Source organism: Paractinoplanes polyasparticus (assembly GCF_019710575.1).
GTDB lineage: Bacteria > Actinomycetota > Actinomycetes > Mycobacteriales > Micromonosporaceae > Actinoplanes > Actinoplanes polyasparticus.
Genome location: NZ_JAHWFK010000005.1, coordinates 1 through 26152 on the forward strand (window position 1 = coordinate 1; position 26152 = coordinate 26152).

The window sequence follows — 26152 nt, forward strand, 5'->3', positions numbered from 1 at the left end:
GGCGTCACGACCGGTCCGGCGTCACGACCGGTCCGGCGTCACGACCGGTCCGGCGTCACGACCGGTCCGGCGTCACGACCGGTCCGGCGTCACGCCGTAGACGAGGCGCAGGATCGCGTCGGTCAAGGTGTCGAGCAGTTCGTCGTCGGGGTAGGCGGCCGGGTGGGCGTAGGCCTCGGCGAAGGTGACGCTCCGCAGGTTGACAGCCATGGTCGCCAGCAGCGCGGGGCGGCCCATGACGGTGAGACCGGCGCGGGCGTCGCGTTCGATGCGGCGGCTGAACGCCGTGCAGCCCTCGGCCACCAGGCGGTCGCGGATCTGCATGACGTCGGGGCCGGGGTCGGGGTTGATGAAAGCCTCACGCAGCCAGCGGCCGTCGATCTTCCAGCGGACCAGCGCCCGGCTCAGGCCCAGCCGCAGGGCCTTGCGGTCGAGGCCGTCGGAGGCCAGCCACTCCGCCATCTCGAGATCGTTCTCGCCGATCACCTGGTCGACCAGCGCGGCCAGCAGAGCCTGCTTGGACTCGAAGTAGAAGTAGAAGCCCGAACGAGCGATGCCCGCCGCTCCGGCCAGCTCGTCGATGGTCACCTGGCTGATCGGCTTCTCCCGGAACACGAGGCGGGCGGCGGCGAGCAGGGCGCGCTCACGCTGATCGCCCTTGGTGGGTCCGCGGCGGCTTCCGATGGCAGGCACGGGCCGATCCTACAACCCCGTCGTCGAAGGAAATCGACGTCACATCCCGCTTTTTCGACACTGTGTTGAGAATCGTCGCCGACGCGTCTAGCGTTCGCGTCATGCCGTCCATCTCACCGTCCCGGCTCGTGCTGCCGGTCGCGTGCTACGCCGTCCTGCTGGTCTCGGCTCTCCAGACCCTCGTCGTGCCGGTCATCGCCAACATCCGGGCCGACCTCGGCGTCTCAGCCACCGCGGCCAGCTGGGTGGTGACCGCCAACCTGCTCGCCGCGGCCGTGCTCACACCCGTGCTCGGCCGGCTCGGAGACCTGCACGGCCGGCGCCCCGTCATGATCGGCATCCTGGTCGTGGTGCTGGCCGGCTCGCTGCTCGCGGCCACCACCACCAGCCTGCCGCTGCTCCTGCTGGGCCGGGTCGCCCAGGCCGCCAGCTTCGGCCTGTTCCCGCTCTCCATCGGCGTGCTGCGCGAGGAACTGCCGCCGGCCCGCCTGACCGGCGCGATGGCTCTGGTCAGCGGCATGCTGGCCGTCGGCGCGGGCGCCGGCCTCACCGTCACCGGCCTGCTCATGCGAAACGGCGGCGACTACCACCAGCTGTTCTGGCTGGCCACGGCCCTCAGCGTCATCGGCCTGGCCGGCGTGGCCGCCCTCCCCCGCCGCGCCGCCGCCGCCACCGGCCGCCTCGACCTGATCGGCGCCGGGCTGCTGGGCCTCGGCCTCGTACTGCTCCTGCTCGCACTCCAAGAGGGCAACGGCTGGGGCTGGGGCTCACCGCAGGTGATCGGCCTGCTGGTGGCCGCCGTCGTCGTGCTGACCGCCTTCGTGCTGATCGAACGCCGCATCAGCCAGCCGCTGGTCAGCACCCGCATGCTGACCCACCGCCCGATCGTGGTGGCCAATCTGGCCGGGATGTTCCTCGGCTTCTCGATGTTCGCGGTCTTCCTGGCAGTATCGAGCCTGGTCCAGACCCCGCCGACGGCAGCCGGATACGGCTTCGGCTCGACGGTCCTGGCCGCCAGCCTGGTCTACCTGCTGCCCGGCAACGCCAGCGGCATCGTCACAGCCCCGCTGGGCGGCCGGCTGGTGTCCCGCTTCGGCGCAAAAGCCACCCTGGTCGCGGCAGCCGCAGTGGCCGGAGCAGGCTTCGCGATGCTGGCCGCGCTGCACGACGCCACCTGGGAGGTGATCGTCGGCGCGCTGCTGGTCAACACGGGCGTGACCTTCGGCTACGCAGCACTGCCGGCCCTGCTGATCGAGAACGTGCCGCCCGCCGAGACCGGCATCGCCAACAGCGTGAACTCGATCGCCCGCACGGTCGGCATGTCCCTGGGCACCGCCTTCGTGGTCACGATGGTGACCCGCAACCTGGTGCCCGGCACTCCCCTTCCCCACGAGAGCCAGCTGGTCGGCGTCTTCGTCACAGGCGCGGTACTCGCCGCGGCCGCAGCAACCCTGATCGCCCTGGGCCTGCCGCACCGCCGCCCAGCGCCAATCTCCACGCTGGAGGCCGAAGAGGAGGCCGTACTCGGTGCCGCGGGCGTCGACATCCCGGCCGGCCTCGGCTCCACAACACGCTAGCCACCTGGAACGGGCGCCATGCTCCGGCGGCCGTTCCCGCGCCTCGCCGTTCCCACCCGCTCAGCAGATGGAAGGCCGGGCCGGGCCGCCCCACGCAATCCACGAGACGATGTAGCTGGTCGTGCCGCGCCGGCTGCACCAGCCTCACGAGAGGCGCTTGCCACTCAAACCGGCCACCACGACCAGTTCTGCGGGACCAGACCTTCGAGACGCGGAGGCACAAGCCGACCACCACGATCAGCCACGCCAGATTGCGAGATGCGTGCCTGCGGGCCGACAGCGGGGCCTTGAGGTGTGGGGCCGTCAACCGTTCACTCTGTCGCGGTGCGAGACAGGCGGATCGGCCGACGCGCCGCGACCGATCGCGTGACTCTCCATCGGGCCTGGTTTGTCTCGGGCGTCACGACCAGAGGAACTCGGCCATTGCTGTGGTGGTGTGGAGGTCGTGGTTGGTGCGGCCGACCAGCCTGGGCGCCGGGTGGGGGCCCGGGACCGTATGGCCCGCGCCGCGGGCGGTGAAGAGGCGGACGGGTGCGTGTCCGGCCTGGTGGTGGTCTGTGCGGCTGAGTGAGGCGGAGATCTCCACCGTCGTCGGCGGGGCCGTGATGCCGTTGCGGGCGGCGAAATAGGCGGCGGTCTCGGGCGCGGAAAGCATCTCGCCGCCGACCTTGAAGGCGAGGCGGGCCCAGGCCGCCATTTCGCCGCCCTCGTAGGGCACGATCCGGTCGGCCGTGCCATGCACGATCAAGACCGGTTTCGGTACGACGGGGAGGCCGGGAACGAGAAAGTTCGAGGGCGCGGGCTGCTGGGCCGCGATGATGGTCGCGCCGGCGATCAGGTCGGGGCGCTCGTGCAGCAGCCGCACCACCATCCCGCCGCCGTTGGAGTAGCCGGCCGCGTAGACCTCGCGCCCGTCGGCGTGGTGTTTGACCACGGCCTCGGCGAATGCCACGTCGTCGACGCCGGCCAGGCGGGCCGGAAAGCGACTGGCGACGCGCGCGTCATTCCAGTTGCCGCGGAAGCCGTCGAGGTAGGCCACAGCCGTTCCCGGGATGGCGTCGAACACCCCACCGGTGAAGGAGCGGAACTTGGCGGCGTTCTGCGTCGAGCCGTGGAAGACCAGCAACAGGCGGTCGTGTCCGCCGTCCGGCTCGATCAGGGTGTAACTGCGGGTGCGCCCCGCCGCGTCGATCTGCATGGCAAGCCCCTCGCCGTTCGCGGATGACCTATCCGTTTCAGCGTAACAGCATCCGGATGGACTATCCGGTTATCCTGGTCACCGTGACCCGCAGAGACGCCGCCCGCAATTGGCAGAACATCGTCGACACCGGCCGCGCGTTCCTCGACGAGGACCGTCCGCTGCGACTCAACGAGGTCGCCCGCGAGGCGTCGATCGGCGTGGCTACGGTCTACCGCCACTTCCCCACAGCCGAGGCGCTGCTCGAAACGCTCGCCCGCCCCAGCCTGGAGAAGCTGGTCGCCGACGCCGAGGCCTCCTTGCGCGGCGACGACGACGAATGGGCCGCGTTCGCCGGCTTCCTGACCGCCGGCATCAACGCGCAATTGGCAGACCCCGCTGTCCAACCGGTTGTCGCCGCCGCCACACACGAGCTGCCCGAAACCGCCGAACTGGTGGCCCGCCTCAACGCGCTGACCGGCGAACTGCTGGCCTGGGTGCACGCCGCGGGCCGGATCCGCCCGGAGGTGCAGCGGGCCGACGTGATCCGGCTGATGTGCGGCGTGGTGTTCGCAGCCACGGTGCACGCCGCGCCGTCCGAGCGCCCGGCCTTGACCCGCCGCTATCTCAACGTCGTACTCGAAGGCCTGTCACTACGCGATGCAAGTGGCCAGGGGCGCGGCGGCGACGGCCAGGGCGCTGAAGACGAAGGACAGGCCGCGGCGGACCGGCATGCGCAGCCGTGAGCGGCTTTGCTCGATGGTGACGTCGGTGGCGCTGAAGGTGTGGACCCATGGCGCAGAGCAGTAGCGGCGGCACTGACAGCCGTTGGCGATACGTGCCGGCCCGCCCCGGCCTAGGGTGCTCGACCTCAACCACCCCGCCGGCCGCAGATTGGCGCGCCGGGAACTATTTGACCGCCACCTCCAGCCACTCCAGCGGTCCCCGCAGCCGCTGACCGCCGCCTTCAGAACGTTCGCGACCGCCACGGAGCCTCGCGGCCGCCGCGTCCAGCCGCTGACGCCTCGCCGCGGAACCTCATGACCGGCGCTTGTAACAACCCGCCGACCCGCCATGGACGCTCAGCCGCCGCCTGAAGCCACTCGTCGTCCGGCGCATCGAGTTGCCTAAAGGCTTTAGTCAAGTGCACAATGGCTTTAGGAAGGAGCGCACATGGCACGAGCGGGACTGACGGCGGAGCGGGTTACCCGGGCCGGCGCCGAACTGGCTGATGAGTTGGGCTTCGAGCAGGTGACGCCCTCGGTCGTCGCACGGCACTTCGGGGTGCAGGTGGCGAGCCTGTATTCGCACGTTCGCAATGCGGAAGACCTGCGTGTCCGCATCGCTCTGCTGGCGCTGGAAGAGATGGCCGACCGGGGGGCTGAGGCGTTGGCCGGGCGCGCCGGGAAGGACGCGCTGGTTGCGCTCGCCACCACCTACCGCGACTACGCGCGCGAGCATCCCGGCCGGTACGCCGCGGCTCAGCTGCGGCTCGACCACGAGACCGCCCTGGCCAGCGCCGGGCCCCGGCACTCGGCCATGACGCGGGCGATCCTGCGTGGCTATGAGCTGGCCGAGCCCGACCAGACTCACGCCGTCCGGCTCATCGGCAGCGTCTTCCACGGCTACATCACCCAGGAGTTGGGTGGCAGCTTCGACCACAGCAAACCCGGCCCCCAGCAGTCGTGGGAGCGCATCCTCGACGCGCTCGACGCCCTGCTGCACCACTGGCCCCACGAAGGACGACAATGATCACCACCCCTGTCACGGCCGACCTGATCCGCGGCGCCGTCGAGCTCGAGCAGACCACCCACGGCCTGTTGCCGCACCGGCTGCCCGCCTGGGCGCGGGCCCAGGGCAACGACCCGCAACTGGCTACGGCCGAGGCGCAACCTTCCGGCGTACGGCTGGTGTTCCGCACCAAAGCGGCAGTCATCGAACTCGTCACCGCACCGACCAAGCTCGTCTACCGCGGCGCTCCGCCCCGGCCGGAAGGCGTCTACGACCTGTACGCCGACGGTGTTCCCGCCGGCATGCAGACCGTGACCGGCGGCACCACCATCACCATCGACCTCGCCACCGGGGCGGCGGAAGCCGAGCACGGTGAGCCCGGCCGCGCCCGGTTCGAGGGCCTGTCCCCCACGCTCAAGACGGTCGAGATCTGGTTGCCCCACAACGAGAAGACCGAGCTGATCGAGCTCCGTACGGACGAGCCGATCGAGCCCGCACCCGCCTCCGGCCGCCCGCGGTGGCTGCACCACGGCAGCTCCATCAGCCACGGCTCGAACGCCGACAGCCCGAGCACCACCTGGCCCGCCGTCGCGGCCGCCCGGGCCGGCTTCGATCTGACCAACCTTGGCCTGAGCGGCAGCGCCCTGCTCGACCCGTTCACCGCCCGCACGATGCGCGACCTGCCGGCCGACCTGATCAGCGTCAAGATCGGGATCAACATCGTCAACGCCGATCTGATGCGCCTGCGTGCCTTCGGCCCCGCCGTGCACGGCTTCCTCGACACGCTGCGCGAGGGCCACCCGTCCACACCGTTGCTGGTCGTGTCGCCGATCCTGTGCCCGATCCACGAGGAGACACCCGGCCCCGGAGCCTTCGATCAGGCGGCGCTGGCCGAGGGCCGGCTCGGCTTCATCGCCACGGGCGACCCGGCCGAACGCGCCGCGGGCAAGCTGACCCTGACCGTCATCCGCGACGAACTGACCCGCATCGTCACCGAACGCGCCAAGACCGACCCGAACCTGTCCTATCTGGACGGACGCGAGCTGTACGGCCAGGCCGACTTCGCCGTACGCCCGCTGCCCGACCAGCTCCACCCGGACGCCGCCACCCACCGCGTGATGGGCGAACGCTTCGCGGACCGGGCCTTCCCCCAGTTCAGCCCCATCGCCCCCGCACAAGACGCTCGGTAACCAGGCGCACAGGCGGCGGCCAGGCCGACGAACACGAGTAACACCTGACCGCCGCCGCGGGTGGCCCAAGGCTCCATCTCGCTCCAGAGAGCCGGTGGCCGTCGGCACCTGGCGAAAGCAGCCACAGCCGTCGGCACGCAAGGCACCCTGCCATCGCCGCCGGAACTAAGGTGGGAGCGTGTTCGAGCCCAGCTTTCTGGAGGATGACCAGCTGTTCGGTGCTCTGGACCGCGGTGCTCCGGATCTGCCGCTGGTGGTGCCATCGGGTGGGGTGGTGATTGCGGCGGCTGGTGTCTGGGGACGGTACGGCTCGGTCGTTGCCCTGCGCCGTGACGGGCAGGACGGCGATGCGCTTCTGTCCGACGTCCATCTGGTCGAACGGTCCGTCGACGGCCAGTGGCTGGCGCCGGACAGTTGCTCGGGTTCCGGCCTGCCCGAGTGGGTGCTCCGTCGTCATGACGGACCTCTACCGGATTCACACAGCAGCGACCTGACGAATCTGGGCGCGCAGATGGCCCACGTGGGCGGCAGCTGGCTGGCTGAACTGACCGTCGTCGCCAGCCGGGCGATCAGCACGGTCGAGATCCGGTACGGGGGTGAGGAAATCACTGCGCCCGTACCGCCTGGCGGGCTGGTTACGCTACCCGGCCTCGTCCGGTCACCCGACGATGTTGCCGAGTTCAGAGGCTTCGACGATACCGGCGAACCGCGATCCGTGGCGTACTACAGCCCGTTGACCGAGTCCGACCGCAAGGTGGGTTGGCCCGCCGAGTCGTTGTGGGCTTCATAGAACAACCGGTACGCATGCACCGGCGGCAGCGGGCGATCCGCTCGTGCTGGCGTGTGATCAGACGCTGCCGTCGGGTTTGCGGGCGGTCCAGAGGGTGGCCGAGCGGCGGAGGACGAACTCCGGCATCGCGGCCACACGCTCCAGCAGGCGAGCGTGCATTTCGGCGCGCTTGTCCGCGGGGAGTCCGTCGATGAAACGGCCGGAACCGTGGGATCGGCTCCAGCGCCAATAGGTTTCGCCATCCGGAACGGGCAGCGCCACCTCGAGGGTCACCGCCGCGACATCGATCAGGCTGGACTGCTCGAAGAGTTCGCTCTCCTCGACGTCATTACCGTGCCGCCCGGATCCGTCGGCCTGAAATCGGCGGTACTCCGCATAGAGGTCGACGAGCGGGTCCGGCCACGGATCAGGCGCGCCGTCGGCCCGGCCGGGAACAGTGAAAGTCAGGTGCGCGCCGGGCTTCGCCACTCGGACGGCCTCGGCCAGGGCGGCGCCGGGGTCGTCGATGATGTGAATGGCGAATCCACAGACGATCAGGTCGAAGGTGCCACTCTCGAAATCGAGACGCGTGGCGTCCAGAACGCGGGCGTCGACGGCCGGGAAGTCGCGCTCGAGAAGCTCGATCATGCGGGGCGAACCGTCGACCGCAACGACCTCACAGCCACGGCCCAGAAGCTCGCGCGTGAACGCTCCCCGGCCGGCGGCCAGATCCAGAGCTCGGATTCCGGGCGCCGGATCGATACGGCGCACAACATCCTCGGCGAAACGGCCGAAGAACGGCAGGATCTGATCGTACGAATCGGCGACGCCGTCGAAGTGCGCCACCACCGACTTTCCTGCCACGCGAAGGCTCCTCACGACGCTGGGGATCTGAGCTTGTGCCAGGCGCCGCGCTTCCCGAGCGGGGTGCCCACCGAAGAGAGCCAGGCCAGTCTCGCGGGGCGACTTCGCCGGGACAACCGGTTTCGAGCACCGAAGGGCGTGCGGAGCCCCGAGCAGCGCACGCACGGCGCAACGGCCGCCCGGTCGACCACGTGCGGCGTGGCTCCGGCGGCGCGCTTCGTCAGCCGGCCCGCGGTCAGGCCACGACGGCGCCGGAACGACGACGAGACCGCCCTATCAGGGGATTCGAGTCCCCGCCGGCTTGCCCACGCTTGCGGCACCGGGCGAATGGGTATGTCAAGGGGACGTCACTCGAGGAGGAACCCGCATGGCAAGCTTTGCCCAACGTGTCCGCGCCTTCCTGCAGAGCCCGAAGGGGCAGCAGATGGTCGACCAGGGTCGCCGGCAGTTGGCCAAGCCCGAGAATCAGCGCCGGCTGCGCGGGCTGTTCACCAAGCTCCAGGGCCGCCGCCGCTACTGACCAGCAGGTGCGATGGCGTCACTGCTACCCGGCCGCTGCGGCCGTGGGTGGTGGCTGAAACATCAGCCGCCGGCGGTCGGTGTCGAACGACCGCCGCGGCGGCGCCTGGGAGGCCGGCCGGGTGGTGGCGCGTCCGTCGGATCACGGCGCACGGTAAGTCGGCTCAGCCGGAAGCGGATGTACCGATGGAGCCGCTCCAGGCCATGGCTGGATCCCGCGTCGGGAGGAAGTCCGGATGCGGGATCCGCACTATCGTGGACTCGTGAGCACTCGCGATGTGCCGGCGCAGATCGGTGATCTGCCGCCCATCGGGCGACCGGCCAACAGCGCCTTGCTCGTGGCGGGCGTTACGACGCTCGTGCAGGTCGCGGGCTACCGCCGCCGCGACCTGCTGGCCCTGCACGGGGTCGGGCCCAAGGCGGTCGCCATCCTGGCCTCCGCACTGGCCGAGCACCACCTCGCCTTCGCCGACGAACGGCCATAGACCGATTACCGCCTCGCCCTCGCCGACGAACGGCCATGGACCACGCCTCCTCTACGCCGGTCGGCTCCGCTCGGGAACAGATGCCGGTCGTCAGCGGCGTCCGGCGCGCATCACCGCGATGTCACGCCCATATGAGCCAGCCACGTCCTGACCTGACAGCGGCCGTTCAGGGCAGGCGGAGGCGGACCTGTACGGGCAGGTGGTCGCTGGGGTACTGGCTGTCCCGGTGGTAGGCGTTGATCAGGGCGGCCGAGGCCGTGATGCCGGGCGTGGTGAGCACCCAGTCGATGCGCGGGCCGTCGGGCACCAGGGGGCTGTAGCCGTGGAACGTGCCGTAGAGGCGGCCGCGCCTGGTGGCCGCGGGCCAGATGTCGCGGAGGCCGGCCCGGGTGACCAGCATGTCGTAGACGTAGCTGCCCGGCTGGGCCGGCGTGTTGAAGTCGCCGGTCAGGACGGTGGGCAGCGGCGGGTCCGTCGTTTGCAGGCGGGCGCGGATCAGGTCGGCGGACATGCGGCGGGCGTGTTCGCTGGCGTTGTCGAGGTGGGTGTTGACGGCGTAGAAGCGTCTGCCGGTCTTGCGGTCCTGGAACTGGGCCCAGGTGACCATGCGAACCGACCACCCGCCCCAGGTTTCCGAGCCGGGGGCCTCGGGGGTGTCGGAGAGCCAGAAATGACCGTACGCCTGCCGGGTCAGCCGCTCCTTGTTGTAGAAGATGGCCATGAACTCGCCGCGATTGCCACCCAGCCGGCCCGTGCCGACGTAGTCGTAGCGGTCGCCCAGGTCGTCTTCGAGGTCGCGCAGCTGGTCGTTGAGCCCCTCCTGGGTGCCGATCAGGTCGGGCTGCTCGGTCGTCAGCAGGTTGCGCATCACCGGGCGGCGCTGGGGCCACGAGTTCGGCAGGCCGGGGCCGGCGTAGCGCAGGTTGAACGTCATCACGTGCAGGTCGGCGGCTGCGGCGCGACCGGCGAGCGCGTCCATGGCCGATGCCGCCGGGCCACCCGCAGCGCCCGGAAGCGCCAACGTGGTCACAACGGCCAGCACCGCGGACATCAGCGACCGCAAGGCGGATCTGCGACCAGTCGCGAATCGAGCGACGCGAATCGCCATGAGCGCATGATAGTTGGCGCCGTCGACGGGCACGCGCAGCCAAACAAGCGCGCGCAACGAACGGCCGAAGGAGGGGCACGCGCCTCCCGGAAGGGAAGCGCGTGCCCGCAAGAAACTCAGCTCGGCAGGGAAACCTGCTGCGGGGCCTGCCGCTGGGTGGTGGTGCCGTCGCCCAGCTGCGCGTTGTCGTTGTTGCCCCAGCACCACAGGCTGACGTCCGTACGGAAGGCGCAGTTGTGATAGCCCGCCGCCGCGTCGGAGGTCCAGGTGGTGGCGGTGCCGATGCGGGTCGGAGCGTAGCGGTGGGTCGTGGTGCCGTCGGCGAGCTGGCCGTAGGCGTTGTTGCCCCAGCACCAGAGGCTGCCGTCGGTGCGGGTGGCGCAGGCCGTGTCGAAGCTGGCGTTGACGCCGTTCCAGGTGGTGGTCGTGCCCACCTGGACCGGGGCGGCCTGGTAGTTGCCGGCGACGCCGAGCTGGCCGTAGCCGTTCTCGCCCCAGCACCACAGGCTGCCGTCGGTGCGCGTCGCGCAGGTGAACAGGTAGCCCGCGGTCACCTCGGACCAGGACGTTCCGGTGCCGACCTGGGTCGGGGTGGTCTTGTAGCCGAGCGCGCCGGTGCCGAGCTGCCCGGTCGAGTTGTCGCCCCAGCACCACAGGGTGCCGTCGGTGCGCGCCGCGCAGGTGTGGGCGAAGCCGGCCGTCACGCTCGCCCAGTTGGTCGCCGTGCCGACCTGCAGCGGGCGGGTCGCGCTGTAGACCGCCGCGCCGTCACCGAGTTGCCCGAAGCGGTTGAACCCCCAGCACCACAAGGTTCCTTCGGTACGCACCGCGCACGTGTGGCTGTCGCCAGCGCTCACACCGGCCCAGGTGGTAGCGGTGCCCACCTGCACGGGAGCGGTCCGCCGGGTGGTGGTGCCGTCGCCCAGCTGGCCCCGGTTGTTGCTACCCCAGCACCACAGCGTCCCGTCGGTCCGGACGGCGCAGTTGTAGCTGGTGCCGCCGTCGATGCCGGCCCACGACGTCGCGGTCCCCACCCGCACGGGCGCGGTGCGGTTCGTGGTCGTGCCGTCCCCCAGCTGGCCGCTGTAGTTGCCACCCCAGCACCACAGACTGCCGTCGGTGCGGATGGTGCAGGTGTGCCCGTACCCGGTGGCGACATCGGAGGGCGCCGGAGCGGCAGCAGCCGGGGCCGCCAGGGCGCCGACCCCGGCGATCACCATGCCGATCACCATCATCAAGGCGCGGATCTTGTTCTTCACGTGGGGACTCCTCCTAGGACGACGACGAGGGGACGACGAGGGGACGACGAACGGAACGATGAGGAGACGACGAGCAGGACGACGAGCAGGACGACGAGCGGGACGACGAGCGGGTCGACGAGACGACGATGCGGGGAAAGTCACGAGGCCTCGCAGGTGGCGCCGTTCAAGCTGTACGAAGCGGGCCGCGGATTGCTCCCGCCGTGTGAGCCGTTGAAGCCGAAACTGACGGTCGCGCCGGGAGCGAGGGCGGCACTCCAGGCCTCCCCGGTCGCAGTCACCACTGAACCGGACTGGGTGACCCGGGCCGACCACGCCTGCGTGATGCTCTGCCCGCCGCTGAACGTCCAGGTCAGCGTCCACGGCGAGACCGCGGTGATCCCGGTGTTGGTCACCGCGACCGTCCCGGTGAAGCCCGTGCTCCAGTCGTTCGTGGTGTAACGCACCCGGCACGAGCCACCCGGCGTGCCGGTCGCCGTGGTCACCGCGAGCGCCGCCGAGCGGGCCGAGCGGTTGCCGGCCGCGTCCCGCGCTGCCACGGTGAACTCGTAACCGGTAGCCGGACTCAAACCGCTGACCGGGTAGGTGGCGACCGCGGGCGAGCCGATCAGCGCCCCGTCCCGATAGACGTCGTAACCGGCCAGGCCGCTGCCGCCGGTGTCGGTCGACGCCGGCCAGGTGAGGGTCAGGCCCGTCGCCGTCACTCCGGTGGCGGTGGGGGCGGCCGGCACACTCGGCGCCGTCGTGTCGGCCGGCGGGTCCGAGTAGGTCAGCCCGAAGCCGTACGGGTAGAGGGGTATCTTGCCGTCGCCGTCGTTGATGGGCTGCTGGGCGGCCGACTGCATCCACGTCACCGGCAGCTTGCCGGTCGGGGCGTAGTCGCCGAAGAGCACGTCGGCCACGCCGGCCCCCTCCGTGCCCGGGAGCCACGCCGCGAGCAGCGCGTTCCAGTTGCCGACCTCCGCGGCGATGTCCAGCGGCCGGCCCGAGACCAGCACCACGATCACCGGCACCCCGGCCGCGCGCAGCCGGGACAGGGTGGCCAGGTCGGTCGCGTCCAGGCTCATCGAGCCGGGCCGGTCGCCCTCACCCTCGGCGTACGGCGTCTCCCCCACCACTGCGACGGCCGCCCGGTACGAGCTGTCGATGCCCGTGCCGTCGCGGTTGTAGGTCACCGTCGTGCCGGCGCCGACGGCGGCCCGGATGCCGGACAGGATCGACGTGCCGGTCACCGTGTTGCCGCTCGCGCCCTGCCAGCTCAGCGTCCAGCCGCCGCTCTGGTTGCCCAGGTCGTCGGCGCTCCGGCCGGCCACGAAGATCTTCCCGCCGGTCTTGGCCAGCGGCAGGATCCCCTTCTTCAGCAGCACCTGCGACTGGCGTACGGCCTGCCGGGCCAGCGCGCGGTGCTCGGTGCCGCCGATCGTCGTGGCGAGACTGCGGTCGGCGTACGGCTTCTCGAAGAGCCCCAGCTCGAACTTCTTGGTCAGGATGCGGCGGTTGGCGTCGTCGATCCGCGTCATCGGGATCTGCCCGGCCTGCACCGCGGCCTTCAGGTAGCCGACGAAGACCTTCCAGTCGGTCGGCACCATCGCCATGTCGAGCCCGGCGTTGACGGCGGTGACCACCTCGGCCTGGGTGAAGCCGCGCTGACCGTCGAGCTGGTCGATGGCCGCCCAGTCCGAGACGACGAATCCGGTGAACCCGAGCTCGCCCTTGAGCAGGTCGGTGATCAGGTATTTGTGTCCGTGCAGCTTGGTCCCGTTGAAGCTGCTGAACGAGAGCATCACCGAGCCGACGCCGCGCTCGATGGCCGCGGTGAACGGCGGCAGGTGAACGCTCCGCAGCTCGGCCTCACTGATCTCGGTGTTGCCCTGGTCGACGCCGCCCGTGGTGCCGCCGTCGCCGATGTAGTGCTTGGCCGTGGCGAGCACCCTGTTGTCCTGCAGGCCGTCCACGATGGTGGTCATGGCCGTCGCGAGCTCCGGCTTTTCCCCGTACGACTCGTAGGTGCGCCCCCACCGGTCGTTGCGCGCGACGCACAGGCAGGGCGCGAACGTCCAGTCCTGACCCGCTCCCGTGACCTCCTCGGCGGTGGCCTTGCCGATCCGTTCCACCAGCGCGGCGTCCCGGGTCGCGCCGAGCCCGATGTTGTGCGGGAAGATCGTCGAACCGGGCACGTTGTTGTTGCCGTGCACCGCGTCGATCCCGTACAGAATCGGGATCTGGAGCGGCGTAGCCAGGGCGCCCCGCTGGTAGCCGTCGTACATGTCGGCCCAGCCGGCCGGGGTGTTGTTCGCGGGCGCCGACCCGCCGCCCGAGAGCACCGAGCCCACCCGGTACGCGGTGATGTCGGCGGCGGTGGTCGCCCCCCGCTCCGACTGGGTCATCTGCCCGGCCTTGTCGTCGAGGCTCATCCGCCCGAGCAGGTCGGCTACCCGTGTGGCGACCGGGAGCGACGGGTCCTGATAGGGCAGGACGGCCGCGGCCCGCGCGGGCGGCACAGCGATGACAGAAAGGCCGAGCGCTCCGACAAGCGCGGCCGTCCCCAGTGAGCGCATAGCGTGTCCCTCAGGCCGATCAGATATTGACCGTCATGGTTGCATGGGAGCGCTCCCATTACAATGATGCTTCCACGGTGTGAACAACTCCCGCCGTCAGCGACGGAGACGGCGGAGCGGAACGACGGGGGCTGGAAGCGGTTCCAGGGCCGGAATGCCCTCGTGGGCGCCGAACGCCGCGACCACGGTCTCGAGATAGTCACGGCGGATGCGGGCCGTGCCGGCTGCGATGCCATGGCGCGCCCGCTCGGCGCTTTGGGGCCGGGCCACGTACGTCCACGCCGGCCCGGAACCGTCCAGCTCGACAGCGATCCGCGTGTAGTTGCCCTCCCGGGCGTCCAAGGCGGGCAACTTGTCGTCGGGCAGGCGGAAGAGCACGCCCTCCACCGCGGCGCCCGGCTCGATCGTCAGGAAGAGCACCTGGATCGGCGGCCGGCTCCCGTCGCTCACATCCTCGTAGACGACCGGTCCGTTCGCGGTGTTGTCGGTGCACACGTTCCAGGTGCGCGACCACCCGGTGAGCCGGGCCCGGGCCGGGTCGCGGCCGCCCAGCGCCGCGATGGTGGCCGGCGCCACCAGGGACCCGTACCCGAAGACGACAGCCACGGGTCAGGCAGCCTTCGTCAGGGCCTCGTACTCGTCGTCGGTCAGTTCGACACCGGCCGCCGCGCAGTTCTCCTCGAGGTGCGCCACCGACGAGGTGCCCGGAATGGGCACCATGACCGGGGAGCGGCGCAGGAGCCAGGCCAGCGCGAGCTGACCGGTCGTCGTGCCCGGGTGCGAGCGGGCCACCGCGTCGAGCGGGCCGCCCGGCTGGGCGAGCGCGCCCGCGTCGACCGGCGCCCACGGAATGAACGCGATGCCCTGCTCGGTGCAGTAGTCGACAAGCTCCTCGGCGCGGCGGTCACCCAGGTTGTAGCGGTTCTGCACGGACGCCACAGGCACGCCGGCCGCCTGCGCCTGCTCGACGTCGGCCACCGTCACCTCGGACAGCCCGATCTGGGCCGCGAGCCCCTCGTCCAGGAACTCCCGCAGCACGCCGAACTGGTCCGCGCGCGGAGTCAGCGGGTCGATGCGGTGCAGCTGCCACAGGTCGATCCGGTCGACGCCAAGGCGGCGCAGGGACATGCGGATACACTGGCGCAGATATTCGGGACGCCCCACCGCCGCCCACTGGTTGGGCCCGCTGCGGGTGAAGCCTCCCTTGGTGGCGATGACGACGTCGCCGTAGCCGCGGCCGTCGTGCAGGGCCTCGCGGATCAGGTCTTCCGACACCTCGGGGCCGTACGAGTCGGCGGTGTCGATGAACGTCACGCCGAGCTCGACCGCCCGGCGCAGCACCCGGATCGCCTCGTCGTGGTCGCGCGGCGGTCCCCAGATGCCCGGGCCGGTGATGCGCATCGCGCCGTAGCCCAGCCGCTCGACCGGCTTTCCACCCAGATTGATCGAAGTCACCCGTCCAGTATCCGCCCCTCGATACTTAGCCCTTGCGCTAAGTATCGAGCCGGTCAATACTTAGCCGCATGGCACAGTATTCGGCGCAGCTCGACGACGTGTTCGTGGCCCTGGCCGACCCGACCCGGCGCGGTGTCGTGCGGCGGCTCGGTCAGGGCCCGGCCAGCGTGGGCGAGCTGGCCGGCGCCTTCCCGATGACCCTCCCCTCCTTCATGAAGCACGTGCGCACCCTCGAATCGGCCGGGCTCATCCGCACCACGAAGGCCGGCCGGGTACGCACCTGTGTGCTCAACCGCGACCGCCTGACCGTCGTGGAGGACTGGCTGGCCGAGCAGCGCGACCTGTGGCAGCAGCGCACCGACCGTCTCGAACACTTCGTCACCGAGGAGAACCCGTCGTGAATCCCGATCTCGATCTGGCCCTGAACCGCGTCATCCGGGCCCCGCGCGCTGCCGTCTGGCGCGCCTGGACCGACCCGGCCCGCCTGGCCCAGTGGTGGCTCCCGGCTCCCACGAAGTGCCGTGTCGACCGCTTGGAGGCCCGCCCCGGCGGCGGCCTCGTGACTCGCATGAGCGAGGACGGCGTCACCTACGCGCCGCACATGGACGCGCTCTTCCTCGTGGTCGACGACGAGGAGCGGATCGTCTTCACCAACGCGGTCGACAGCGCCTGGCGGCCCACGAACCCCGAACCGGTGGCGCTGACCGCGGAGATCACCTTCGCCGACCACCCGGACGGCACCGACTACCGCATCCTCGTGCGTCACGGCGATCCGTCGGCCCGCGACCGCCACGAGAAGATGGGCTTCCTCGACGGCTGGGGCGCCGTCACCACGCAGCTCGCGGCGGTCGCGGAGGGCTCTACCTCGGCGTGAGGCCGGTCCCGCCGGAGACCACGAGGGCGAAGGGCTGCCGGGGGCCGGCGGTGACCGAGACGCCGCGCACCCGCACGGTCCAGGTGCCGGTCGCCGGAGCGGGCACCGTGACCTGCTGGACGTTGTTGGTGGCGGTCGGGAACGGCGTCGTGTCGCCGTTCAACACGGTGCCGTCCGGCGCCTGCACCTGCAGGTAGAGCTGGTTGACCAGGGAGCCGACGCCCTCCAGCGACGGCGCGTCGGTCCAGACCAGGGTGGCCTTCAGCGGGACCTCGGGACCGGCCGCGGGCACGGTCCAGCGCCGCATCTCGCCGGTGCCGACGGCCGCGCCCGGGTCGTCCACGTAGCGCAGCTGCTGGTCCGGAGCGGGCGCGAGCGTGGCCGTGACGTCGACCCGGCCGAAGCCGCAGACGTTGTTCGGCCCGGCGGTGATCTCGCCGGTGAACTGGCCGCGCATCGTGGCCGCGCCGTTGATCAGCATCGCCTTGATCAGCGCGGCCGAGGGCGTGGCGCCGCCGGCGACCAGGCGTTCGCGGACCAGCGCGGCCGCGCCCGCCACGAGCGGCGTCGACATGCTCGTCCCGCCGCTCCAGCAGTAGAGGTCGCGCAGTTCGTGCCCGGCCGGCAGGCCGCCCCACAGCGGATCGACGCCGGGTGGGAGCGCCCTCGACCGCAGCGACAGCACGTTGGTGCCGGGGGCGACCACGTCCGGCTTGATCCGGCCGTCGTCGGTCGGGCCGCGCGACGAGAACGCGGCCATGCCGTCGACGTCGTCGGAGACGTGGCCGGCCGCGGTCAGCCGCGGGAACTTGACCGTCTGACTCCAGTCGATGTCCCGGCCGGGTGGCGGTACCGAGCCGCGCGGGTGGTTGTTCTCGCTGGCCCCCACGGTCAGGCAGTTCTTGGCGGTGGCGGGCGTGCCGATCGAGTCCGGGTCGACCACGCCGTTGCCGTTGACGTCCTTGCCGTCGTTGCCGGCCGAGAACAGGATCAGCATGTCCGGGTTGTTCCACACGAACTTGTCGACGGTGCGGGCCGCGGCGTTGTAGACCCCGGAGTTCGCGGCGCCCCACGAGTTGGTGTGGATGCGCACGCCGTCCGCGTGGGCCGGGCCGAACAGATCGGTCAGGTCCCCCGGCAGGCCGTACAGGCCGTCGGCGGCCGGCGGCCAGTCCGCCGGGTTCACATTGACCCCCTCGGCGGCCAGCTGGGCGGCGGTCTTCCAGTTCACGCGCTGGCCGATGGCCTGGAACCAGACCTCGGCCTCGGGCGCGGCCCCGGCCGGCACGAACGCCGAGCCGGTCGCCTTGGCGGCGGCCCCGTCGCCGAGCACCGAACCGGTGACGTGAGTGCCGTGCCCGGACTTCTCGTCGGCCGGGCCGTCGTCGCTGTTCGGCGGGTCGGTGACGAACGGCGCCAGTCCGGGGCCGGCCGGTAGGCTGGTGATGCGACGGACCCGGCCCCGCAGGTCGGGGTGGATGTCCTGGGGATCGCCGGTGTCCAGCCCGGAGTCGGCGATCCCGACGAGCTGGCCGCGGCCGGTCACCGTACGGCCGGCGAACGTGTGCCCGGTGGGCACGCCCATGACGGTGAGCGCGCGGTCGTTGTGCAGCTCGGCGAAGGCGAACGGCAGCACGGCCTGCACCCCCTGCGTGCCGGCCACCTCGGCGATCGCGGCCGGCCCGGCTTCGGCCACGACCGTACGCCCGGCGGTCGACAACACGACGCCGCCGGCCGCGCGGATGCGGGCCGACACCTCGGCCGTGCTCTCGCCCGGGAAGACCGTGACCTCGATCCGCTGCGCGTCCGACCCGGCCAGGTCCTCGGCGGCCACCGCGGTCAGCAGGGTGGCGCCCAGCTCACGCGCCAGGTCACGGCGCAGCTTGGCCGAGACCTTCATCGCCGGCCGGTACGGGGTGACGTCGTCCACCCAGGGCTGGGCGGCCAGCTCCGGCACGCGCTCGGGCAGCATCCCGATCAGCAGCGTGAACCCGGGGACGCTGTCCAGCACGGCGCCGCCGAGCGACTGCACCACGCCGAGCCACTCCGGCGCCGCCGGACCGGCCAGCTTGACCAGGTAGTACGCCGTACGCCCGGCGTGCTGTTGGAGCGGCACCTCGTCCTGCGCCCGGACGGCGTCGGCGAAGGCGAACCGCGAGCCGGCGACCTGGGTGACCTCGTCGGGCAGGGCCGTGGCCTCGACGCCGCCCGCGGTCAGCGTCGCCAGCTGGTCGTCGGAGCCCCGGACGAGCATCGAGTCGGGATATTCGGCGAGCACCTCCACCCCGGCGGCACGGACGGCTGCCGCGTCCCGAGGCTCCAGCAGTGTCACGAGCATCTTGGTGGCCATGGCGGTCCTCCCTGGTCGGGTCGTTCGAAGACCTCGTCCCCTGTCAGTGGAGTCCTCGCCCGCCGCGCGGTTATCCGGAAGTCGGCAGGACGACACGGCAACCACCTGATCGGATATAACAGTGATCACCAAACGGGTGGAGGTGAGTCATGTCGGCGGACGCCGCGGCGCTCATCGTGTGTGAGAGCCTGGTGCGCATCTACCAGACCGGACCGGTCGAGGTGCAGGCGCTGCAGGGGCTCGACCTGGTGGTCGACAAGGGCGAGATGGTCGCCGTCGTCGGGGCCTCCGGCTCGGGCAAGTCGACGCTGCTGTCGATCCTGGCCGGGGTCGACGCGCCGACCGCGGGGCGGGCCCGGGTCGAGCAGTGGGACCTGCTGGCCATGTCCCGGGCCGACCGGGTGCGCTACCGGCGGCACACCGTCGGGTTCGTCCGGCAGCAGACGGCCAGCAACCTGATCCCGTACCTGACCGCCCAGCAGATGGTCGACCTGCCGATGACCGCCGCCCGCACCCCGGCCCGCGAGCGCCGGCAGCGCTCGGCCGACCTGCTCGAGGCGCTCGGCGTCGGCGCCCTGGCCGGGCGGCGGCCCGGTGAGCTCTCGGGCGGGCAGCAGATGCGAGTGGCCATCGCGGTCGCCCTGGCCAACCAGCCGCACGTGCTGCTGGCCGACGAACCCACCGGCGAGCTCGACACGGCCACCTCGGCCGAGGTGTTCGGCGCGCTGCGCGACGTCAACCGCGACCTCGGCGTCACCGTCGTCGTGGTCACCCACGATCCCGCGGTCAGCGGTCAGGTCGAGCGCACGGTGTCCATTCGCGACGGCCGGACGAGCAGCGAGGTGCTGCGCCGCACGGCGACCGCCGACGACGGCGGCACGCATGTCATAGCCGAGGAGTACGCCGTGATGGACCGGGCCGGGCGCATCCAGGTGCCCCGTGACTACCGCGAGGCGCTCGCCCTGACCCGGCGGGTGCGGCTGGCCCTGGAGCCCGACCACATCACGATCCGGTCGGACTCATGACGGGCGCGCTGCTGACCGTACGCGGGGTGAACCGCACCTTCGGCTCCGGAGCGGGCGCCGTGCATGCCTTGCGGGACGTGTCGTTCGACGTCGAGCCGGGCACGATGGTGGCCCTGGTCGGCCGGTCCGGATCGGGCAAGACCACCCTGCTCAACGTGATCGGCGGGCTCGACCGGCCCGACGCGGGCTCGGTCGTGGTCGACGGGCTCGAGGTCACCGGCCTCGACGAGGACGGACTGTCCCAGCTGCGCCGCGACAGGGTCTCGTACGTGTTCCAGACGTTCGGCCTGATCCCGGTGCTCTCGGCGGCCGAGAACGTGGGCGTGCCGCTGCGGCTGGCCCGGTCCGAGCCGGCCGGGCGGGAGCGCCGCGTCAACCTGCTGCTCGACCTGGTGGGACTGGCCGATCACGCCCAGCAGCGACCCGGCGAGCTGTCCGGCGGCCAGCAGCAACGCGTGGCCATCGCCCGCGCCCTGGCCGCCTCGCCCCGGCTGCTGATCGCCGACGAGCCCACCGGCCAGCTCGACGCCGAGACCGGGCTGGCCGTCATGGGGCTGCTGCGCGGGGTGGTCGAGTCCGAGGGCGTGACCGCCGTGGTGGCCACGCACGACCCGGTGATGATGGCGCTGGCCGACCGGGTGATCCAGATCAGCGACGGCCGAGTCCCCGCGTGCTGAGGCTGGTCGCCCGGCGGGCACGGGCGCACTGGCCGCTGCTGGCCTCGCTGCTCACGATCCTGGTCATCGGCGCGACGCTGCTGGGCACGAGCACCCTGCTGGTCACCCGCACCTCGGAGCGCGCGGTGGAGGTCTCGGCGGCGCGGGCCGACCCGGACGACGTCACCGTCACCGCGTACGTCGGTGCTGTGGCCGCCGCGAACGCCCGCTCGGTCGCCACCGACTCCCGGGACGTGCTGCTCGCGGCGGTCGCCCCGTTCGCGGCGACCACCGCCACCCGCGCCTCGGGAACACTCCGCCGGCTGCCACTGGCCGACGGGGAGTCGGACGGCGTCGAGGGCGGCGGTTACCTGTCCTCGGTCGAGGACCTGCCGGCGCGGTCCGCGCTGATCACCGGCCGCTGGCCGCGAGCCGGGACCACGGAGGCCGCGGTCCTGCAGAGCACCGCCCGGCTGCTCGGTCTGAAGGTCGGCGACCGGGTGCGGCTCGGGCCCGAGCTGGGTCGCTCGCCCAACGGGCCGGTCGCGGTGACCGTGGTCGCCATCGTCCGGCCCCTCCCGGACACCGGCTGGGACCGCGATCCCCTGGGCGGCAACGGGTTCGACCCCGACCCGCTGGAGAGCACCTCGGCTCGCCAGATCCACGCGTACGGGCCGTTCCTGGTCGACCTGAACACGCTGCTCTCCGGGCGGAACGCGCTCAGCCGGATCGAGGTGACCGCGCGCCCCGACCTGTCGGCGCCCACCGAGCGTGGCCTCAATGAGCTCACCGCCTCGCTGCTCGCGGCCAACCGCAAGCTGGAGGGCACGCTCGGGGAGCGTGTCGAGATCCAGCGCGTCTCGTCGCCGCTCCCCCAGCTGCTGCTCGACGCCCGCGACCAGCAGCAGCTCACGTCGGGAGCGGTGCTGGCGCTGGCCCTGATCGGCCTGGTGCTGACGGCCATCGCGCTCACCCTGGCCGGACGGCTGACCACCGGGGTGCGTACCACCGAATTCGATCTGCTGGCCGCCCTGGGCACGAGCCGGGCGCAGTTCACCGCCGTCGCCGCGACCGAGGCGGGCGCGATCGCGGCGCTCGCCGTCGCGCTGTCGGTCCCCCTGTCGTCGCTGCTGTTCGCCGGGCTGACCCACCTGCCTCCGCTGGCCGGCGCGGGGCTCGGCGCCTCCGTGACCGTCACCTGGACGCAGGTGCTGGTGGTGGCGGCCGGCGCCGTGGCCCTGGCCGCCTTGCACCTCGGGCTGTCGACCCGGCCCGCGGCCGATCCCGGGGACCGCCGCCGGCACCGCGAACTGCTCGCCCGCTCCGGGCTCGACCTGCTGCTGGTGGCGCTGGCGGCGGTCGGCTGGTGGCAGCTGCGGGCCCAGCCGGCGGCGGCCGGTTCGCGCGCCGACGCCGTCCGGATCCTCGCCCCCGCCCTGATCCTGACCGCCGGGGCGGCGCTGCTGCTGCGTGCCCTGCCACCCCTGTTGCGCGGGGCCGAACGGCTGGCCGGGCGGTCCCGCGGCTTCACGCTCTCGCTGGCCGCCGCCGGAGCCGCCCGCCGACCGCAGGCTCTGGCCGCCGGGCTGCTGATCTGCCTGGGCTGCGCGGCCGCGACGTTCGGCACGGCGTTCGGCTCGACCTGGCAGACCTCACAGCGCGAGCAGGCCGACCTCGCGGTGGGCACCGACCTCGCCATCGCGCTCACCACGGCGCCCGTCACCGGCCAGAGCGCCCGGATCGCGGCGGCCACGGGCGGCGTGATCAGCCCGGTCGCCCGGCAGAACATCGTGGTCGGCCAGTGGCTCGGCGGCCCGGAATCCGCGCCCCAGCTCGTCGCGATCGACACGCGGCAGGCCGGGTCGCTGCTGCGCGGCCGGGCCGGGCAGCAGGACGGGTGGGCCGGGGTCACCCGTACGCTCGTCCCGCCGTCCCCGGTGACCGGTGTCGCCCTGCCCCGGGGCAGCTCCCCGGCCGTCACCGGCACGGCCACCGGCGACCGGCCGATCGCCGTCACCCCGCACCTGATGCTCCAGGACGACACCGGCCTGCGGACGACATGCGACGGCGACCCGGTCCCGCTCGACGGCCGGGCCCACGCGGTGACCGGCTGCGTGCCGGTCACCGGGCTGCGGCTGGTCGGCGTCACGCTGTCGGTCCTGGGCGAGTCCGGCATCCAGCACGTGAGCGCGATCGACGCGACCGTGACGCTGCCCGAGGCGCCCGCTTCGGCCTGGACCGTCCGGTCCGCCGCGCCGGAGTCCAACCAGCTCAGCGATGCGAGGGTCGAGGCGGACGGCCCTCGGCTGCGCCTGAGCGCCGTCGCGAGCTTCGCCGACACCACCCCGTCGACCCGGGTGCTGGTCGCCACGGCCTTCGCCGATCCCGGGCCGGTGCCGGTCGTCGTCTCGGAACGGTTCGCGGCCGAGGTCGGCGCCCGGCGCGGCTCCGAGATCACCTTCGCCGTCGACCAGACACCCGTGCACGCCACCATCGCCGCGATCGTGGCCGAGGTGCCGTCGGCGCCCGGCGCGGCCGCGCTGCTCACCGATGTCGACCTGCTGAGCCGGGCCCTGGCCGTCCGCGGCAACGTGGACTCGCCGGTGACGGCATGGTGGGTCGGCCGCCCGGCCCGCACCGACGTCGGCGACCTGCGGCTGGGCACAGTCACCACCCGCGCAGCCGAGACCGAGCGGCTGACCGGCAGCCCGCTGCGCGCCTCCTTCCCGGCTGTCCTGCGCGTCCTGGTCGTGGCCGCGGCCGTCCTGCTTCTGGGCGGCGTCCTGCTGCAGGTCACCTGCGACATGCAGCTGCGCTCGGTCGAGGTGGCCCGGCTGCGCGGCCTGGGCGTCTCGCGGCGGGGCATCCGGGCTGCGCTGCTGGGCGAGCAGGCTGCGGTCGTGCTGCCGCTGCTGGTGGCCGGGGCCGGCGTCGGCGCGCTGACCACCTGGCTGGTCGCGCCCCTGCTGATCCGTTCGGACACCGGCGCGGCCGCCGTGCCGGCCGCGGTCGCGCACTGGCCCTGGGCGGACGAGATCCTGCTGCTCGCCGGGCTGGCCGGCGCCTGTGCCCTGGCCGCCGGGGTAGCGGTCCTGATCCAGGTCGGCCGGGCCGACGCCGCGCATCTGCGGGTGGCGTCATGACGGGCCTGCACTGGCCGAGCATCCGGGGCCGGGCCCGCGCCGACGCCGGCCCGCTGCTGCTGGTCGCCCTGGTGGTCGCCGTCGTGGCCGTGCTCGTCGGAGCCACCCCGCCGATGCTGCGCTCGACCTCCGACGAGGCCACCCGCGACGCCGTACGCCGGGCCGCCGACGACGCCGCCGTGCGGGTCGAGGCAGAGTGGCCGGACGACTACGGGCCGACCGGTGGCCGCCTGCGTGCCCCGCGGCTCGCCGACGACGTCGCCGGCCTGTCCTCCCTGGCCGCGAACGACCTCGATCCCGCTCTGCGGTCCGCGCTGCGGCCTCCGGTGGCCACCGTTTCGAGCATCTCGATGGCTGTCACGGACGGCAGTGTGCAGCGCCGCCTGCAGCTCGAATACCTGCGCACGGAGTCCGGTGGCCCCGAGGTCACCTGGATCGCCGGGCGCGCCCCGGGGCCCTCGACCCGCGACCAGTTCGCCGAGATCCCGCTCAACGGCGCCCCGTGGCCGATGCAGATAGGGCTGTCCGAGGCCGACGCGGCCGTGCTCGGCGCCCGCCCGGGCGACAGGATCCCGGTCCAGGACGACCGCCGAAACCCTTACAACGTCCGGGTCAGCGGCATCTTCCGGCCGGTCGACCCGGCTGATCCGGCCTGGCGGCTCGCGCCCTGGCTGCTGCGGCCGGCGGCGAACCGGGACGGCCTGGGCAGCACCCGCTTCGGCGGCCTGCTCTCCGACGAGTCGCTGCCCGACGCGCGGCTCGCCTTCCGGTCCGACCAGTTGCGCCGCAGCGTCCGCTTCGACGCCGACCCGGACCGGCTGACGTGGGAGTCGGCCCAGGCCCTGGCGTCCGCGGTGGCCACCCTCAAGGGGCTGTCGGCCGTGTCAGCCGAGCGCGACACCTCGCTCAAGTGGGCCACCCAGCTCGACAGCGTCCTGCGCGACCTGCGGAGCCAGATCGCCACCGCCTCGGCCCAGGCCACCGTGCTGCTCCTCACGGTGCTGGTCGGGGCGCTGCTGGTGGTGAGCCTGACCGCCGACCTGCTGACCCGGCGCCGCGCGCGGTCGCTGACCACCGCCCGCGAGCGGGGCGCCTCGCTGCCCGCGATCGCTACCGAACTGACCATCGAGTCGGTGGCGGTGGCCGTCCCCGCCGCCGCGCTCGGGCTGGCGCTGGCCGCCGCTCTCGCCGGCAGCGCCTCGGTGACCTGGGTCCTGCCGTTTCTGCTGCTCACGGCGGCAGCCGGCCCCGCCTTCGGGACGCTCGCGGCCGCCCGCGCGACCCGCGACAAGCGCTCCCCGGCCAACCGCAGCGCGCGCCGGTGGGCTTCGCGCACCACGCTCCTGCGCCGGGTCGCCGTCGACGTCGCCGTGGTCGCCCTGGCCGTGGGCGCGCTGGTCGCGCTGCGGCAGCGGGGCATCGGATCGACCGACGAGGGCGACGTCGGTCTGCCCGCCGCCGCTCCGACCCTCGGCGCGCTCGCCGCCGCCCTGCTCCTCATGCGCCTGCTGCCGCGCGGCACCGGCGGCGCCCTGCGGCTGGCCCTGCGGTCCCGGCGCCCCATGGTGCTCTTCGCGGCCGCCCGGGCCGCCGCGACCGCGTCCCGGCTGCTGCCCGCGCTCACCGTCACGGCCGCGATCGCGCTCGCCTCGTTCGCGGTCACGCTGCACGCCACCACCGACCGGGGGCTGTCGGACGGCGCCTGGCAGGCGGTCGGCGCCGACGCCCGGCTCACCGTGGGCTCCGAGGCCGCCGGCTCCACCGTCGCGATCGCCGGACAGGTCGCCGCCGCGCGCGGGGTCAGCGCGGTCGTCACGGCCCGGGTCGTCGAGAGCGAGCGGTTCATCGCCGACCAGACCTCGATCGCGGCCCGCCTGGTCGTCGTCGACACCGCGGCCTTCCGGCGGCTGCTGGCGGCCACTCCCCTGCCCGGGTTGCCGGACCCGGCCGGGCTGGCCGCGACGAACGACGGCACCGTGCCGGCGCTGGTACGCACGAGCGACGGCAGCCTGCGGCCCGGCACGCAGTTCCGGCTACCGCTGCGGACGAACAGCGCCATCCCGATGGCCGCGATCGGCGCGGCCCCGGCTGTCGGCAACGGCGACGACGTGATCGTGGTGGACGTGGCCACGGCCCGGGCGGCCGGACTGGAGTCCGCGCCGAACACGGTGTGGGCGACCGGCCCCGGCGCGGCCGAGGCGATCCGGGCCACCGGCGCCGACGGGCGGCTGACGACCCGGGCCGGCGTGCTCGAAGAGCGTCGCACGGCCCCGCTGACCGCCGGTCTCGTCCGGCTGCAGCTGATCGCGGCCGGGGCGCTGCTCGCCCTCGGGCTGCTCGGCTTCGCGCTCGCGGCGGCGGCCAGCGCGCCCGAGCGGTGGGAGACCCTGGCCCGGTTGCGCACGCTGGGGCTGCGGCCGCGCGACGCGCACCGGGTGGCGGCGGGCGAACTGCTGCCGGTGGCCGTGGTCGCCGTGGTCTGCGGGCCGCTGCTGGGGGCGTTGCTCGCCCGGCTCACCGTGGAGCCGCTGGCTCTGAGGGTGCTCACCGGCCAGGTCGCCGTGCCGGTGACGGTCGTGCCGTGGTGGACGGCCGAACTGGTGACCCTGGTGGCGTTCACGGCGGTGCTCTCGGCCGTGGTGGCCACGGAGTCGTCCGTACGAAGGAAGCGAAGGCTCGGCGACGTGCTGCGCGTGTCTTCCTAGCGGGTGCTCGAGAA

General features: G+C 72.6%; 22 protein-coding genes. 13 read left to right on the forward strand and 9 right to left on the reverse strand.

The window, feature by feature from the left end:
- Positions 1–72: 72 nt before the first annotated feature.
- Positions 73–693, reverse strand: a complete 621-nt coding sequence (locus KXC43_RS07465; RefSeq protein WP_221375225.1) for a TetR/AcrR family transcriptional regulator — start codon at positions 691–693, stop codon at positions 73–75.
- A gap of 101 nt (positions 694–794) precedes the next feature.
- Here KXC43_RS07465 and KXC43_RS07470 point away from each other — a divergent pair, with 101 nt between their 5' ends.
- The gene (locus tag KXC43_RS07470) at positions 795–2270 is read left to right on the forward strand and encodes an MFS transporter (protein ID WP_221375226.1); all 1476 of its coding nucleotides are present in this window, start codon (positions 795–797) and stop codon (positions 2268–2270) included.
- A gap of 400 nt (positions 2271–2670) precedes the next feature.
- On the opposite strand, the gene KXC43_RS07475 is transcribed toward KXC43_RS07470, so the two are convergent.
- Positions 2671–3468 (reverse strand): CE1 family esterase, encoded by a 798-nt coding sequence (locus tag KXC43_RS07475; RefSeq protein WP_221375227.1) that lies wholly within the window; start codon positions 3466–3468, stop codon positions 2671–2673.
- A gap of 83 nt (positions 3469–3551) precedes the next feature.
- Between KXC43_RS07475 and KXC43_RS07480 the strand changes: the two genes are divergently transcribed.
- The 4 genes from KXC43_RS07480 to KXC43_RS07495 all read left to right on the forward strand — a co-directional run bounded on the left by KXC43_RS07480 (position 3552) and on the right by KXC43_RS07495 (position 7158).
- Positions 3552–4193, forward strand: a complete 642-nt coding sequence (locus KXC43_RS07480; protein ID WP_308129000.1) for a TetR/AcrR family transcriptional regulator — start codon at positions 3552–3554, stop codon at positions 4191–4193.
- 427 nt (positions 4194–4620) lie between these two features.
- The gene (locus KXC43_RS07485; protein ID WP_221375229.1) at positions 4621–5199 is read left to right on the forward strand and encodes a TetR/AcrR family transcriptional regulator; all 579 of its coding nucleotides are present in this window, start codon (positions 4621–4623) and stop codon (positions 5197–5199) included.
- Positions 5196–6368 carry a GDSL-type esterase/lipase family protein gene (locus tag KXC43_RS07490; RefSeq protein WP_221375230.1) on the forward strand — a complete coding sequence of 391 codons (1173 nt, stop codon included), beginning with the start codon at positions 5196–5198 and terminating at the stop codon, positions 6366–6368. The genes KXC43_RS07485 and KXC43_RS07490 overlap by 4 nt, the downstream gene beginning before the upstream one ends.
- Positions 6369–6546: 178 nt before the next feature.
- A complete protein-coding gene (locus KXC43_RS07495) occupies positions 6547–7158 on the forward strand; it encodes a hypothetical protein (RefSeq protein WP_221375231.1) in 612 nt (203 codons plus the stop codon).
- 57 nt (positions 7159–7215) lie between these two features.
- Here KXC43_RS07495 and KXC43_RS07500 read toward each other — a convergent pair whose 3' ends face one another.
- Positions 7216–7983: a class I SAM-dependent methyltransferase gene (locus KXC43_RS07500; protein WP_221375232.1), complete on the reverse strand. Its 768-nt coding sequence runs from the start codon at positions 7981–7983 to the stop codon at positions 7216–7218.
- A gap of 385 nt (positions 7984–8368) precedes the next feature.
- On the opposite strand from KXC43_RS07500, the gene KXC43_RS07505 reads away from it, so the two are divergent.
- Both KXC43_RS07505 and KXC43_RS07510 read left to right on the forward strand, forming a co-directional pair.
- Entirely contained in the window at positions 8369–8521 is a 153-nt protein-coding gene (locus KXC43_RS07505; protein ID WP_221375233.1) for a hypothetical protein, read from the forward strand.
- Positions 8522–8783: 262 nt separating this feature from the next.
- Positions 8784–9005 carry a helix-hairpin-helix domain-containing protein gene (locus KXC43_RS07510; RefSeq protein WP_255643768.1) on the forward strand — a complete coding sequence of 74 codons (222 nt, stop codon included), beginning with the start codon at positions 8784–8786 and terminating at the stop codon, positions 9003–9005.
- Positions 9006–9171: 166 nt separating this feature from the next.
- Here KXC43_RS07510 and KXC43_RS07515 read toward each other — a convergent pair whose 3' ends face one another.
- From KXC43_RS07515 to KXC43_RS07535, 5 genes are all read right to left on the reverse strand, one after another.
- A complete protein-coding gene (locus KXC43_RS07515; RefSeq protein ID WP_221375234.1) occupies positions 9172–10113 on the reverse strand; it encodes an endonuclease/exonuclease/phosphatase family protein in 942 nt (313 codons plus the stop codon).
- A gap of 116 nt (positions 10114–10229) precedes the next feature.
- A complete protein-coding gene (locus tag KXC43_RS07520; RefSeq protein WP_221375457.1) occupies positions 10230–11348 on the reverse strand; it encodes an RCC1 domain-containing protein in 1119 nt (372 codons plus the stop codon).
- A gap of 164 nt (positions 11349–11512) precedes the next feature.
- On the reverse strand, positions 11513–13930 hold the full coding sequence (locus tag KXC43_RS07525; protein ID WP_221375235.1) for a glycoside hydrolase family 3 N-terminal domain-containing protein: 2418 nt from the start codon (positions 13928–13930) through the stop codon (positions 11513–11515).
- 96 nt (positions 13931–14026) lie between these two features.
- Positions 14027–14536 carry a gamma-glutamylcyclotransferase family protein gene (locus KXC43_RS07530; RefSeq protein WP_221375236.1) on the reverse strand — a complete coding sequence of 170 codons (510 nt, stop codon included), beginning with the start codon at positions 14534–14536 and terminating at the stop codon, positions 14027–14029.
- Between the two features lie 3 nt (positions 14537–14539).
- Positions 14540–15385 carry an aldo/keto reductase gene (locus KXC43_RS07535; RefSeq protein ID WP_308129001.1) on the reverse strand — a complete coding sequence of 282 codons (846 nt, stop codon included), beginning with the start codon at positions 15383–15385 and terminating at the stop codon, positions 14540–14542.
- Positions 15386–15453: 68 nt separating this feature from the next.
- Here KXC43_RS07535 and KXC43_RS07540 point away from each other — a divergent pair, with 68 nt between their 5' ends.
- A complete protein-coding gene (locus KXC43_RS07540) occupies positions 15454–15786 on the forward strand; it encodes an ArsR/SmtB family transcription factor (protein ID WP_221375237.1) in 333 nt (110 codons plus the stop codon).
- On the forward strand, positions 15783–16259 hold the full coding sequence (locus tag KXC43_RS07545) for an SRPBCC domain-containing protein (protein WP_221375238.1): 477 nt from the start codon (positions 15783–15785) through the stop codon (positions 16257–16259). The genes KXC43_RS07540 and KXC43_RS07545 overlap by 4 nt, the downstream gene beginning before the upstream one ends.
- Here the strand turns inward: KXC43_RS07545 and KXC43_RS07550 are convergent.
- Positions 16246–18609, reverse strand: a complete 2364-nt coding sequence (locus KXC43_RS07550) for a S8 family serine peptidase (RefSeq protein WP_221375239.1) — start codon at positions 18607–18609, stop codon at positions 16246–16248. The two genes, KXC43_RS07545 and KXC43_RS07550, sit on opposite strands and share 14 nt — an antisense overlap.
- Before the next feature lie 149 nt (positions 18610–18758).
- Here KXC43_RS07550 and KXC43_RS07555 point away from each other — a divergent pair, with 149 nt between their 5' ends.
- Genes KXC43_RS07555 through KXC43_RS07570 form a run of 4 tightly spaced genes read left to right on the forward strand, consistent with a single transcriptional unit; the run spans position 18759 to position 26138 of the window.
- Complete coding sequence (locus KXC43_RS07555; RefSeq protein ID WP_221375240.1) at positions 18759–19634, forward strand: ABC transporter ATP-binding protein; 876 nt, start codon at positions 18759–18761, stop codon at positions 19632–19634.
- Positions 19631–20311, forward strand: a complete 681-nt coding sequence (locus tag KXC43_RS07560) for an ABC transporter ATP-binding protein (protein WP_221375241.1) — start codon at positions 19631–19633, stop codon at positions 20309–20311. Before KXC43_RS07555 ends, KXC43_RS07560 begins: the two co-directional genes overlap by 4 nt.
- Positions 20305–23433 (forward strand): FtsX-like permease family protein, encoded by a 3129-nt coding sequence (locus KXC43_RS07565; protein ID WP_221375242.1) that lies wholly within the window; start codon positions 20305–20307, stop codon positions 23431–23433. Before KXC43_RS07560 ends, KXC43_RS07565 begins: the two co-directional genes overlap by 7 nt.
- The gene (locus KXC43_RS07570) at positions 23430–26138 is read left to right on the forward strand and encodes an FtsX-like permease family protein (protein WP_221375243.1); all 2709 of its coding nucleotides are present in this window, start codon (positions 23430–23432) and stop codon (positions 26136–26138) included. The genes KXC43_RS07565 and KXC43_RS07570 overlap by 4 nt, the downstream gene beginning before the upstream one ends.
- Positions 26139–26152 lie beyond the last annotated feature (14 nt).